Origin of the sequence: Bacillus sp. B-jedd (assembly GCF_000821085.1) — a bacterium.
Taxonomy (GTDB): Bacteria; Bacillota; Bacilli; order Bacillales; family Cytobacillaceae; genus Bacillus_D.
In genome coordinates, this window is sequence record NZ_CCXR01000001.1 from 120,944 (window position 1) to 134,045 (window position 13,102).

The 13,102-nt window shown below is 44.2% G+C and carries 12 protein-coding genes; 5 read left to right on the plus strand and 7 right to left on the minus strand.

The window, feature by feature from the left end; genetic code table 11:
- Positions 1-6 precede the first annotated feature (6 nt).
- Both BN1002_RS00640 and BN1002_RS00645 read right to left on the minus strand, forming a co-directional pair.
- Positions 7-1,290 (minus strand): MFS transporter, encoded by a 1,284-nt coding sequence (locus tag BN1002_RS00640; RefSeq protein WP_048823106.1) that lies wholly within the window; start codon positions 1,288-1,290, stop codon positions 7-9.
- A 3-nt stretch (positions 1,291-1,293) separates the two neighbouring features.
- The gene (locus BN1002_RS00645; RefSeq protein ID WP_231574953.1) at positions 1,294-1,764 is read right to left on the minus strand and encodes an ArsR/SmtB family transcription factor; all 471 of its coding nucleotides are present in this window, start codon (positions 1,762-1,764) and stop codon (positions 1,294-1,296) included.
- Positions 1,765-2,050: 286 nt separating this feature from the next.
- Here BN1002_RS00645 and BN1002_RS00650 point away from each other — a divergent pair, with 286 nt between their 5' ends.
- Positions 2,051-2,884, plus strand: a complete 834-nt coding sequence (locus BN1002_RS00650; protein WP_048827646.1) for a VOC family protein — start codon at positions 2,051-2,053, stop codon at positions 2,882-2,884.
- 53 nt (positions 2,885-2,937) lie between these two features.
- Here the strand turns inward: BN1002_RS00650 and BN1002_RS00655 are convergent, their stop codons facing one another.
- On the minus strand, positions 2,938-4,272 hold the full coding sequence (locus tag BN1002_RS00655; RefSeq protein ID WP_048823108.1) for a hemolysin family protein: 1,335 nt from the start codon (positions 4,270-4,272) through the stop codon (positions 2,938-2,940).
- A 150-nt stretch (positions 4,273-4,422) separates the two neighbouring features.
- Between BN1002_RS00655 and BN1002_RS23520 the strand changes: the two genes are divergently transcribed.
- Both BN1002_RS23520 and BN1002_RS00665 read left to right on the plus strand, forming a co-directional pair.
- Positions 4,423-4,698 carry a hypothetical protein gene (locus tag BN1002_RS23520; RefSeq protein WP_148362709.1) on the plus strand — a complete coding sequence of 92 codons (276 nt, stop codon included), beginning with the start codon at positions 4,423-4,425 and terminating at the stop codon, positions 4,696-4,698.
- A 176-nt stretch (positions 4,699-4,874) separates the two neighbouring features.
- Positions 4,875-5,327 carry an anti-sigma regulatory factor gene (locus BN1002_RS00665; RefSeq protein WP_082036055.1) on the plus strand — a complete coding sequence of 151 codons (453 nt, stop codon included), beginning with the start codon at positions 4,875-4,877 and terminating at the stop codon, positions 5,325-5,327.
- A 164-nt stretch (positions 5,328-5,491) separates the two neighbouring features.
- On the opposite strand, the gene gltP is transcribed toward BN1002_RS00665, so the two are convergent.
- Together gltP and BN1002_RS00675 are read right to left on the minus strand one after the other, a co-directional pair.
- On the minus strand, positions 5,492-6,769 hold the full coding sequence (gltP, locus tag BN1002_RS00670; protein WP_048823111.1) for a glutamate/aspartate:proton symporter GltP: 1,278 nt from the start codon (positions 6,767-6,769) through the stop codon (positions 5,492-5,494).
- A 221-nt stretch (positions 6,770-6,990) separates the two neighbouring features.
- Positions 6,991-7,572 (minus strand): undecaprenyl phosphate transporter UptA, encoded by a 582-nt coding sequence (locus BN1002_RS00675; protein WP_048823112.1) that lies wholly within the window; start codon positions 7,570-7,572, stop codon positions 6,991-6,993.
- A gap of 141 nt (positions 7,573-7,713) precedes the next feature.
- Between BN1002_RS00675 and BN1002_RS00680 the strand changes: the two genes are divergently transcribed.
- On the plus strand, positions 7,714-8,619 hold the full coding sequence (locus BN1002_RS00680; protein WP_048823113.1) for a Gfo/Idh/MocA family protein: 906 nt from the start codon (positions 7,714-7,716) through the stop codon (positions 8,617-8,619).
- A gap of 137 nt (positions 8,620-8,756) precedes the next feature.
- Here the strand turns inward: BN1002_RS00680 and BN1002_RS00685 are convergent, their stop codons facing one another.
- A complete protein-coding gene (locus tag BN1002_RS00685; RefSeq protein WP_048823114.1) occupies positions 8,757-10,454 on the minus strand; it encodes a mechanosensitive ion channel in 1,698 nt (565 codons plus the stop codon).
- Between the two features lie 176 nt (positions 10,455-10,630).
- Between BN1002_RS00685 and BN1002_RS00690 the strand changes: the two genes are divergently transcribed.
- Positions 10,631-11,548 (plus strand): YegS/Rv2252/BmrU family lipid kinase, encoded by a 918-nt coding sequence (locus BN1002_RS00690; protein ID WP_082036056.1) that lies wholly within the window; start codon positions 10,631-10,633, stop codon positions 11,546-11,548.
- Positions 11,549-11,574: 26 nt separating this feature from the next.
- Here the strand turns inward: BN1002_RS00690 and mgtE are convergent, their stop codons facing one another.
- The gene (mgtE, locus tag BN1002_RS00695; RefSeq protein ID WP_048823116.1) at positions 11,575-12,933 is read right to left on the minus strand and encodes a magnesium transporter; all 1,359 of its coding nucleotides are present in this window, start codon (positions 12,931-12,933) and stop codon (positions 11,575-11,577) included.
- Positions 12,934-13,102 lie beyond the last annotated feature (169 nt).

Sequence of the window (13,102 nt, forward strand, 5' to 3'; positions counted from 1 at the left end):
AATTTTCTATGCTCTTGTATGGGCGGGTAGAGGGGCGATTTCGGTTTCGTCCTCCTGTAGGTGCTGTGTAAAAGTTTTCTTTGAGACATGGTAGCCGACAAGGGCAAGAACCGAGATGCCGCAGATCGCCAATAGGATCCAGGCAGGCATTTTTTCAAATAATACTCCGAAAAGGATTAACCCGATCGGCATCATGCCGCTTGCGCCGGCCTCCAGGAGGGCCATGACCCTTCCGCGCAGCTTGTCGGGTGTCTTCTTTTGCAAAAGGACAAAAATCGGCATATTGACAAGCATCCCGAGGGAAGAGTTAATCAGGACGAGCACAATTAGGTATACAAATATAAGCGTATTCGGAATGCCAGCGGCTGCCGGAAGGCTCGGAAGGCCCATTAGTATGAGAATAATCGACATACCTGTCACTCCGCCAAGGATGGCGCGTTCCTTTTTCTTGATTTCCTTCCTCACTGAAAGAATCAGCGCTAGTACCAATGTTCCGATGGAAAATGCGCCTTCAATGATGCCAAGCTGGAAGGAAGGCATTTTCCTGACAATGAGGACAATGTAGGGAAGAGCGATTGGAGCAGCCGCGTACCAGAAGTTCAGCCAGATGGCGAACAGGATAAGATGCTTGATAAAGGTTTCATTTTTGACATACACAAATCCCTGCTTTAAATCCTGCAGGAAACCAGTGTTTTCCCCTTCGTCTTTTTGTCCGGCAAATAAATTGTACTGGATGAATAGGCTGAATACCCCTGATATGGTGAATGCGATGATGTTGATAGCCATGAAGGTGGAGATGGGCAAAAAGCCAAACAGGGCGCCGCCGAGCATTGGGCCGAGGATATTGGAAAGTGATGCTGCCGACTGATTCAACGACATGGCTTTCTGGAGATGATCAGGTCCGACCATGTTGTAGACAGTAGAGGTTACTGCTGTGCCGTAAAACGTATTAAGGGTAGTCAGAACCGCTGCTGCCAAATATAAAAGCCAAATTTCCTGTGTAACCGTCATGAATAGGAAAAGGACTAATCCCAGCCAGAGCGCGCAGGCAAAATCCATGATAATAATGATTTTTTTCCGGTCAAACCGGTCCGCGACAGTCCCGGCGAGTGGAGATAACACGATTCGCGGGACGCTTCCCATCAGGAGTGTAATCGCGAAGTTGAGGCTGGAGCCAGTCTCATTAAGAATGTATAGGCCAATGGCAAAACTGTAGATCGACGAGCCAAGGATAGCTATCAGTTTAGCAGGGACAAAAAGGAACAGATTTCGTTTTACGGCTTGCTCCAAGCGTCACACGTCCTCTCCTGAGGGTTGTTTTTTTAACTCGAGTGTCAAGGTATAGGAAGTCCTGCCTTCTTTATGGGCGACAGTCTTTTTCAGCCACTTTTCCAAGAGCTCCTCGTATTCTTTTTCGAATCCATTTCGTTCTTCCTCGGTAAATTCAAGGCTTATCCCCTTTGTTGAAATTCCTTCAAGCCCGGGATCATCATTTCCCTTCAGATTGAAGTGTGTCGCTTTGGCACGGTAATACTTTTCCACAATCCCTTTATTTTCCCTTGTTTCAGCCAGTTCAAGGATTCCTCCCTTATAAAGCTGCTGGATGTGGTAATGAATGCTTCCTGCCGTCTTGCCAAGCTCATCAGCCACTTGCTTGGCTGTCATAATCTGTTCATTTAGGAGATAAATAATTTTGACCCTTATAGGAGTAGAAATCAGTTTTTGCTGTTCAAGGTTAATTTCCATTACTTTATATTCCATCATCGTCTCCTTTCTAATTAACTATATCGATTTAGGATAATTATACGTTCTAAATTTTTAGAATGCAATATTATATTTTAAATTTTTTCCAGTTATGGAACATGCCGATTAAGCGGAAAATAGTTTTGCCTATTAGCTAAAGAAAATGAGCAAAGCGACGGAAATGGACAGAAATCAGCCGATAGGGTCAAATAACTGGAAAACAGTTCAATTGACATCTGTATCTATTGATATTATCATTACTTACATAAAGTAACTAACATTATAAAGGAGGGATAACGCCTTGGAAATGAAATTTCACCGTTATCCAAATACATTCATAGGAACTGTCCATATTAAGGTTGAAAACCTAGACCGGTCAGTGGATTTTTATAAATCAGTCATCGGGTTGCAGCTACTGGAAAGAGAAGAAAGGAAAGTGGTAATGGGAACGGGGACGAATCCATTGCTTGTTATTGAAGAGCCGGTAAATGTAATTCCAAAGCAGGGAAGGACTTCGGGGCTTTATCACTTCGCAATCCTTCTGCCAACAAGGGCGGATCTCGGAATGACATTGCGCCACTTAATAGAGATAGGCTATCCACTTGGTGCGGCAGATCATTTAGTCAGCGAAGCCCTTTATTTGGATGACCCCGATGGAAATGGGATAGAAATCTATACGGACCGCCCGTCAGCCCAATGGGCCTGGGAAAATAATGAGGTTGAAATGGCCACGAAACAGCTTGCAGCGGAAAGCTTGCTTGCCGAAGCTGGAAATGAAAATTGGGAAGGGATACCAGAAGGAACCATCATGGGACATATTCATCTCCATGTCGCCGACTTAAAAGATGCAAAGCGGTTTTATGGAGAAGGGCTTGGTTTTGATCTTGTAAGTCGATATCCACAAGCTTTTTTCATGTCGACCGGCGGTTATCATCATCATCTCGGGCTGAATACGTGGAATGGTGTGGGAGCACCGCCTGCGCCAGAGAATAGTGTGGGCTTAAAACAGTTTTCGTTGATTTTTGCCGGTGAGCAAGAACGGGAAGAGGCTGTAAAAAGATTAAGAGAAATGGGGGCCGATGTAATGGAAGGGTATAAAGTAAAGGATCCTTCCGGGAACCTCATTCAATTGGCTGTGTAATCATTTAAAAAACCTTTCTCCTTGAAGCGGAGAAAGGTTTTTTACTGAATGGATCATTCTTCAATTTGTTCCGGTGCAGGTCCGGGATTTTCAGTCTCGGTTTTTGTAATATCCACATAAAGGATTTGATGGCCATCCAGATCGGTGATTTTGAAGGCATAGCCATGTTCCGTAATCATGTCGCCAATTTTGACGTCATACGTATGCGAAAGAATCCATCCCCCGAGTGTATCTATATCCTCGTCCAATATCTCGATGCCTAATAGGTCATTTACATCTTCAATGAGCACCTTGCCGCTCATAATATAATGGCCTTCATTGATTTTACGGATTTCCGCTACTTCATCCATATCAAACTCATCACGGATTTCGCCGACGATTTCCTCCAATATATCTTCTACTGTCACCAAACCGGCTGTACCGCCATATTCATCAACGAGAATCGCCATATGCGTCCGTTCCTTTTGCAGTTTAACAAGCAGTTCATGGATTGGAATCGTCTCAATAACATGGATAATCGGTTTAATGAAATTAGTTAGCGGTTTTTCCTTTAAAGCATCAGGCTTTAACGTGGCGGTCAAGATTTCTTTAATATTGACCATGCCGGCCACATTGTCTTTATCACCAATGACGACAGGGTAGCGGGTATATTTTTCACGCCGGATGGTTTCGAAAATCTCCTGCATGCTGTCATCGATGGAAAAAGTGACGATTTCTGTCCTCGGCACCATAATTTCCTTGGCGATCCGGTTGTCAAATTCAAAAATGTTGTTTACATACGTTAACTCGGACTTATTGATTTCACCCTTCTCATAGCTTTCGGAAAGGATAATCCGCAGCTCTTCCTCTGAATGGGCAAGGTCGCTTTCAGATGCCGGCTTTAACCCAAAAAGGCCGGTCAGGAATCTTGCCGATCCGTTCAGGGCCCAGATAAACGGATACATTACTTTATAAAACACAATAATTGGTTTGGAAGTAATCAGGGCGATTTGTTCAGCCTTTTGAATAGCAACTGTTTTCGGGGCCAGTTCCCCAACGACAACGTGCAAAAAAGTAATGAGGGAAAATGCGATCACGAAAGAAAGAATTCCCGCTAAAGATGGGTTCAGGTCCAGGTTTTTAAACACAGGGCCCAGGAGAGCCATGATTGTCGGTTCTCCGAGCCAGCCGAGGCCGAGGGCAGTAATCGTAATACCGAGCTGGCAGGCAGATAAATATTCATCAAGATGGGTGATGACATGCTTTGCCTGTAATGCCCCTTTCCGGTTTTCTTCAATCAGTTGGTCAATTCTGGAGCTCCTTACCTTAACAATCGCGAATTCGGTTGTAACAAAAAAGGCAGTTAAGGCAATTAAAATGAATACGAGCAGCAAGTTCAGTATTGTCAATGGAACGCCCTGGGAGCCAGGGCTACACCTCCTGTTTTACACAGCGATTTTTTGCTTATTCTCCAAGCCTTAACAAGGAGTGATTTCTCCCGATGCAAAGATGTTCCTATTTCATCTTCTTAATATATTATTAGCAAAATGACGAGTAAAATGGCAACTATTAGAGCTGTAAGAAAGGAGAAGAAAAAGCCTGATTTGGAATTTGGCGAAAAAAACTGTAAAAACAATCACCAATTCTCTCTTATTCCGACAACATTTGCATATGATTTGGGATATTATTTTTATAATAAAATTTTAATAGAAGGAATGGGCTGTACGAAAGAAGGACGAGCCTGTATTAATAGAGGAAAATTCGTTGGAAAAGTTGGGAAAATTATCTTAGTAATTTATTCCTGTAGTTATTTGCAAGGTTTTCCAGTATACTGAAGGAAGTAAAACCCAATGTCAACCCTGTTTTATACTGGGAGATTTTTGAAGGATAAATTAAAATTTCATCTAAAAATTCTGCCAAAAAGCGGCGGTTATTCGAGTAAAACCGCTTGCAAGCCAGGAAGGATTTGTTCGGGCCCTTTCTGGCTTGTTTTGATAAGGGGGAATCAAGCATGGAGGTTTTTGAGATTACAAAACAAAACGGCCATTTCCTTGGAAAACAGCCAGATAAATTATATATTGAAATAAAATCGGAAAGCGATATTATGTCTGCGAGGCAAACTGCGCGCGAAACCGCGAAATCGCTCGGTTTTAGTACGTTCAATCAGTCCCGTATCATAACCCTTATCTCGGAGCTTGCCCGTAACATCTTCAAATATGCCGGATCAGGTCATATCGCCATGGAGGTAGTCAAAGACCAAAACGGCTGCCTTGGTTTGAAAATCCAGGCTGTCGATTGCGGACCGGGCATCATGAATGTTAATAGGGCGCTGGAGCAGGGGTATTCCACTTCAGGAAGCCTTGGCGCCGGCCTGCCAGCCGTAAAAAGGATGGCGGATGAATTTTCAATCCAGACAGGCGAGGGAAAAGGAACCTGTGTAAATATAACCAAATGGCTTAACTAACTTGCCCATTAAGGCAACATATTTCATATACCACGAATCATTCATCCTTAAACCTCAAGGATGTTTTTTTTTGCAAAAAAAAATGCCCCGTCTGATTCCGGGGCAAGTTTAAAATATTGTCGAACATAACGGGCATTAAAAATCATACAGTTGGAAGGTTCAAATTATTGGACAGCCGGTTCGCTGTGCCGGACTTCCGAAAGATAGGCCTCCGCCTTAGTTTCATCGAATTGCTTTTCCCATTTTGACATGACAATGACTGCAAGTGAGTTTCCGACTACATTCACAGCAGTGCGTGCCATATCAAGGATGCGGTCGATTCCGGCAATGAAAGCAAGCCCTTCAAGCGGAATACCGACTGTGCCAAGCGTCGCGAGGAGGACAACAAAGGAAACGCCTGGTACTCCCGCAATCCCTTTCGAGGTAACCATTAAGACTAGCATGAGCGAAAGTTGCTGGCTAAGCGACAAGTCGATTCCGTACATCTGCGCAATGAAAATTGCTGCGAGAGCCTGATAAAGGGTCGACCCATCCAAATTGAAAGAATATCCCGTTGGAATGACAAAGGACGTAATCGCCTTCGGGCAGCCAAACTTCTCCATCTTCTCCATCAGCTTCGGCAAAACGGTTTCCGAGCTGGCAGTGGAGTAGGCTAAAATAAGTTCATCCTTCAGGATGGAAAATAAATTGAAAATATTTATGCCAACAAAGCTGGCTACTAACCCCAGTACAACAATGACAAAAAAGAGCATCGTTCCATACGTTGTAAAAACAAGCTTGCTTAATGGAACAAGCGAGCTGACCCCGAATTTTGATACCGTGACGCCAATCAAGGCGAAAACGCCAAATGGAGCGAATTTCATTATCTGATTGGTAACGAAAAACATGGCATCCGCTGTTCCCTGGAAGAATGCAAGGACAGGTTTCCCTTTTTCGCCAATCGCCGCGATGCCAAGTCCGAAAAAGACAGAGAAGAAAATAATCGGAAGCATGTCCCCGCGGGCAAGGGAGTCGATGATGTTCGCGGGAATGATATTAATGAAGGTGTCCGCCATGCTATGGGATTTAACCTCTTCAGTAGTAGACAGATAATTCCCGATATCGCCCTTTGTAATGGCACCCATATCTATTCCGCTGCCGGGATGGAATAGATTTGCCGAAGCAAGTCCGACTATGATCGCGATGGTGGTGATGATTTCAAAATAAAGAATGGTTTTGCCGCCCAGCTTCCCGAGCTTTTTAATATCCCCGACACCCGCCACGCCGACAATAATACTTGAGATGACGATTGGGACGACAATCATTTTTATCAACCGGATGAAAATAGTTCCGATTGGCTGAAGGTAGGTTTGTACCGAGTCGCTGCCATAAAAAGCGGCGCCGACCGCAATACCTAAGGCAAGGCCGATTAATATTTGCCAAGCTAAACTGATTTTTTTCATAATATCTAACTCCTTCAAAAGAAACGAATAATAAACCAAGGTGAAAAAGCAAGTCAGTTTCAGCAGCGGCTGGAAGAAACTGTAGAATAGAAAAAGGCAGAGGATGGAACCTTTTGCGAGGCTAAAAAGAATAACTATATTACTTTAACAGTTTTTATCCCACTTTTGGTGACAAAAAATGCACAATTCATATAAAAAAAGCTGCCAAATTTGGCAGCTAATCACTTTTTTCGTTTTACAAGTATATATACTATACCGAGAATGATGGCCAATCCAAGGGCAGGCAGAACATACGGCTGCGCGACCTCTTTAATATTCGCCCAATTATCACCAAGGACAACTCCAAGATATAAGAAAAAGATTGTCCAGGGGATGACTGCAGCAACTGTATAGAGAGTAAATTTAACGGCGGACATTCTTGAAATGCCGGCGGGAATGGAAATCGCATGCCGTACTACTGGAATAAACCTGGCAGAGAAAATAACGCCCGCGCCATATTTTTTAAACCATTGCTCTGAAAGATCAATATGGTGCTGGCTGATGAATACATACTTCCCGTACTTTTCCAAAAAAGGACGGCCGCCATAGTATCCGGCCCAATAAAGGAACAACTGGGCCAAGGTTCCGCCTATCGTGCCGGCAACGACTGCCAATGGGAAATTGATGATTCCCTTCGAAATCATATAGCCGCCATAGCCAAGGACGATCTCACTTGGAATAATTTCGATCATCAACCCAATCGCAATCCCGAAATACCCTAGGTCAGACAAAGCTGTCAAAATACTAAAAATAAACTCTTTCATGGTCCACCTGCTCAAAATTAATATCAAACTCTAGTTTATCTCAGTTTGGTTGGAGAAACAATCCAGGACTTTATTTTCCCTATTCTTGCCATGGAGAATAGTTAGGAGTAGTGTTAAAGAAAAAGGAGTGGAGGAATCGAAATGTTGAAGATTGGAATTATTGGGCTTGGTGATATCGCGCAAAAGGCTTATTTGCCTCTATTTAGCAGAATGAAGGATATTGAATGCCATCTTTATACAAGAGATTCTGCCAAGCTCGCGGCTCTAGGGGAAAAGTACCGGTTTACAAAACTGTATCCAAGTCTTGAAGAACTCCTTTCAAGTGGGATCGAAGCCGCATTCGTGCATTCATCGACGAGCTCCCACGCGGAGATTGTTCGGGAGTTGCTCGAACGCGGTATCCATGTTTTCGTGGACAAGCCGATAACCGACAATTACAACGAAGCCAAAAAGCTTGTTGAGTTGGCTGAAAAACAAAACCGAATGCTGATGGTTGGATTCAACCGGCGATATGCTCCGTCAGTCAGGAGTTTAAAAGAGGTTGCTGAACCAAACTTTGTCCTTGTGCAAAAGAACCGCCACTCGCTTCCGGGTGATACACGAACATTCATTTATGATGATTTCATCCATGTCATTGACACGCTGCGATACCTCCATCCCCATCCGATAAAAGAGATCATAGTAAATGGCAGGAAGGATGGCGGCACGCTTTATCACGTTGTCCTCCAGTTTGTTTCCGCCGAGGGTACCGCCATTGGGATTATGAATAGGGACAATGGCGCGACAGAAGAGATTGCCACAGTCATGGGACCGCGCGAAAAAAGAACAGCCTATAATCTTTCTAGGCTTGTCATCACTAAGGGCATGGAAGAGATTGAAGTTCGAAGCAGTGATTGGGAAGAAACTTTGGCAAAGCGCGGTTTCATTTCAATGATAGAAGACTTCCTCTCCGCTATCCGGGCAGGTTCCGTGGTGGGAATTCCGGCGCGGGATGCGTTGGAAACACACAGGCTTTGCGAAGAAGTTATATTAAAATTAGAACAATAAATTAATCAAACGTTTGATTGATTTCTACCCAGTCCTGGCCAGGAAAGGTTTGCGCCTGTTAAGGATATTAGCTTTACTGGCAAAAGAAAATTATCTTAATAAAAACACTGCCGAAAAGCTTCGGCAGTGTTTTTACATTACATGTTATTAAAAGGGTTGTTCGGATCCTTTGGATCATGATTATTCGGATTGGTATAAGGATTATTTTGGTTCAGGGATCCCGTCTGTCCTCCCTGGTTCATTGGCCTATCCATTTGCCCCCCTTGGTTCATAGGCTGGTCTGGTTGTCCAGCCTGGTTTCTTAACAGGTTCCCAGCGTGTCCGGGAGGTGGCTTGACCACGGTTGTTTGTTCTATCTTTTGGTCAAAGCGCGCAAGGTATTTCGAAGCGAATTCCCTTCCGCCAAGGCCAAATGATAGCCCGAATGCCAGGGCCAATCCGCCCAGTGTCAGGATGAAGGCTGCATTGACAATAGATGCCGCTACGCCCAATTGATCAAGTGCCATAAAGACGGATATAGCAATGACTGCATATTTTGCCACAGAGGACAGAAGTCCAAAATGCGGTCCCTGCAACATACTTGCAAGCAGTTTCTTAATGAAGTTGCCAATCCACAGACCAACCATCAGGATGATGATCGCTGCCAAAACATTAGGCAGATAAGCAATGACGCCAGTTGCTAGTGTAACAAGGAAATCCAAGCCGACAAGATTAAGCGCTTCAACCGTAAATAAAAGAACGATTAAAACCTGGGCGATGGTCCCAACAATCTTGGATAGTGATAGTGTTGCAGCTGTACCTTTGCCAATCCCAATGCCTTTAAGGAAACCGTTAAAGCCGGCCCTGTCGAGCAGTTCAGTCACAAAACGGTTTACCCAGCGGCCGATCCAGATTCCGGCCAGAATCATGACGATGGCGACAACGATGTTTGGAATCATCGTTAGAACATCGTTCAGCATATTTATGGCAGGTCCGGATATTCCTTTCAAATCAAGACGTTCAAGTGCCGCGATGACCGTAGGGATCAGTATCAGGACAAAGACGATTGTTCCAATGACGGAGGAAAGGCTTGTGCCTTCAAACATCCTTTTAAGCCCGAAACGCTCAACGAGCCTTTCCAGACCGAGGCCCTGCAGGAGATTTGTGACAATGTCACGGACTATTTTCGCGATGAACCACCCTACCAGAATGATTAGAGCGGCAGAGAAGAGTTTCGGAATGAAGGCGAGGAAACTGCCGAGCATATCCGAAAACGGTCCTGAAATTCCCTGGATATTTAGGGCTGCCAAAACTCCCGGAAGGAACATAAGTAAAACGAGATAAAAAACAACTTTTGCAATCCGGTCGGCAAGAAGCCCTGGATCTTCGCTATCCTTTGTTAAATTCAGTTTTTGAGAAAGCTGGTGAACCTTTAAAGTTCTGCCGCCTTTTTTGATCAGATAGCTCAATCCTGTCGCCACAAGCCAGGCTACCGCTAAAATCAGTGCTGCTTTTAACAGGCTTGGAATGGCCGCTGTTATAGCTGTCAGCATGGCGATTAGAGGCCCTGTGATCAGGTGGAGACCCAGGATGTTAAAGAATAAAATGAAAACGAAAACCAGCAGAATATAGTAAATAATTTTACTGATGATCTTTTCAGAAGATACCTTACGATTATTCACATGAGAGAAAAGCCGGTTATCGAAGTTTGATTTTTGCAGAGCTTTATAGACTCCTTTTTCTATCGCTTTTGCGATAAACCAGCCGATAAGAAGCACAGCGAGCGCAAGCAGGAAGTCAGGGATTTTATAAACAAGCCTGTCCCAGCCGCTCCAGAATTGATAGTTATTGTCCAATATGTGTTCCTCCTTTATTGTTTCTATGAAACATGGTTATTGGTGATATACCCATGAGAAAAGTCCCTAAACAGTTGATTGCCAAGCGGAGGAAAAGCCAAAGGAAATGTTATTTAATTGAACCTTGATGGGTATATGTGAGAAAAAGGATACTATTCATTAAGGAGTGACCCACCTTGGCCAGGTATAAAAAAGCGATTGTCATCTACAATGGAAATGCCGGACAAAAGGATATTACCAGGACTCTTGGGATATGTGTTCCTATCCTCAGTACTGCCATCGAAGAATTGCTTTTGTTAAAAACGGAAGGTTCTGGCCATGCCCAGCGGATATGTTCTAAGTATGGGGAACAGACAGATCTTGTTGTGATTCTTGGCGGGGACGGAACCGTCCACGAGTGCATCAACGGGCTTGCTCCCCTTGAGAAGAGGCCGGCCATCGCTGTTTTGCCGGGAGGGACATGCAATGATATCAGCCGGACTCTTAATATGCCGCAGGATCTTCAGGACGCCGCGGAAACGGTTGTTTCCGGGAATCTCGTTCCGTTGGACGCCATGAGGATAAACGGGCGATATGCCTTAAACTTCTGGGGAGTAGGGCTTGTGACAGAGGCATCGAATAATATTAAAGGGTCCGAGAAAGCCCTTCTTGGCAAAGTCAGTTATTATTTAAGCGCAGTCAGGACAATGAGGGAGATGGATCCATTTTTCTATACGATTGATTGTGACGGGGAGAGGTATGAAGGGGAAGCAGTCATGATCCTGGCTGCAAACGGCCATTATATCGGGACAAACGAGCTGCCTTTCAATAATATTCGTGCCGATGATGGTCTGGCTAATGTTTTTATAGTCAAGAATACGAATCTCGCCCTTTTAAAGGAAATCTTTACAACAGACGTAACGGCAGAAGAGAAAGCCAACGAAATTCTTCATTGCAGCGGGGAAGACATTACGATTCAAACGGAAGAGACGTTGGAGGCCGATATGGACGGGGAAGTTTATTTGGAAACACCCGCGCGTATAAACATGTTGAGGCATCATTTTCTTGCTGTCGCGCCTGAACCATTGAACACGGGTGTTGGGCGGGAAAAATAAAGAGGGCAGCCGCGGCTGTCCTCTTTTTACATAAGCTGATTAATAAACATGGTCGCAATACCAAAGTAAGTGATTAAGGAAAAGATATCATTCAAAGTGGTGATGAGCGGTCCGGATGCAACCGCCGGGTCAATGTTAAAATGATAAAGGATAAGAGGAATGACCGTTCCTGCTAACGTCCCGATGATCAGGGTCAGAAACAGGGAAGAGCCTACTACAATGCCCAGAATGAAGCTGCCCTGCCATATAAATGCAATAACAGATATAAAAATGGCGCATGTCAATCCAATGATGAGGCCTACACCCAATTCCCTTCCGATGAGCCTGGCAATGACCTTTTTATCAATGTCATTGGAAATTAGGCCCCTTACCACGACTGCGAGGGACTGTGTACCGGTGTTTCCGGTCATCCCTGAGATCATTGGCATGAAAAAGGCAAGCGCCACGACTTTTTCAAGAGTTTCTGAATAGGAGCTAATGATTTTCCCTGACACTAAACCAATAAAAAGAAGCAGGATCAGCCAAGGAAGTCTCCGGTATGCCGCGACAAATGCTTTTGTGTCAAAATCAATCGACTTACCTGAAGCGGAAAGCTTTTCAATATCCTCATTCGCTTCCTGAATGACAACGTCAATAATATCATCGACTGTGACAATCCCCATCAGGACATTGGCTTCATTAACTACGGGTATCGCCATGAAGTCATACCGCTCGATCATTCTGGCGACCTCTTCCTGGTCCGTCATGTCAGAGACCGCAAGGACCCGCTCAAACATAATATTTTTAATGATTTCATCTGCTTCGGCAATCAGCAAATCCCGGTACGAGACAACACCGACAAGCCGCCTTTTTTCATCTATGACATATAAATAATTGATCGTTTCGGCAAAATCGGCGAATGACTTCAACTTTCCGACGGCATCGCGGACAGTATAATAATTCCGGATCCAGACGAAACGGTTTGTCATCAGCCTTCCCGCTGTTTCGGGCGGATAGTTCATGATGTCCTGTACAATTTTTGATTCTTCCTTCTTCATCCCGGACAGAAGCGCCGCTATCCTATCAGGAGACAGATCTTCCAGAAGGGAGGCGAGGTCGTCATTATCCATCAGGTCAAGAACTTTACCGGTTTTCTCAACACCAAGTTTATTGAGGACTTCATGCTGTTCTTCCGTGTCGAGCTCTTCCAGTAAATCAGCGAGAAGATGGGGATTAAGGAATAACAGGAAGCGGGTTTTGTGCTTTACCGGGAAACTCTCATACAGCTTCGCCACATCATACGGCTGCAATTCATCTAAGATCGCTTCAAAGTCTCTCTTTTTGTTCTCTTTTATGGCCTTTATTACCTGTAGAGTAATTTCGTCCTGTGTCATATTTCTAATCATGCACTCACGCTCCTTTCAGTCAGCATCACTGCCATGTACCATTATATGAAAATAATCCGTAATTTGAAATAATAATAAAGACTCTATTAAAGATTTCCCCCAATTTCGGACAAATAGGCATAAGAGTGGTTTATTTGGGCCGGTAATATCCTTTTATAGGGGTAGGAAA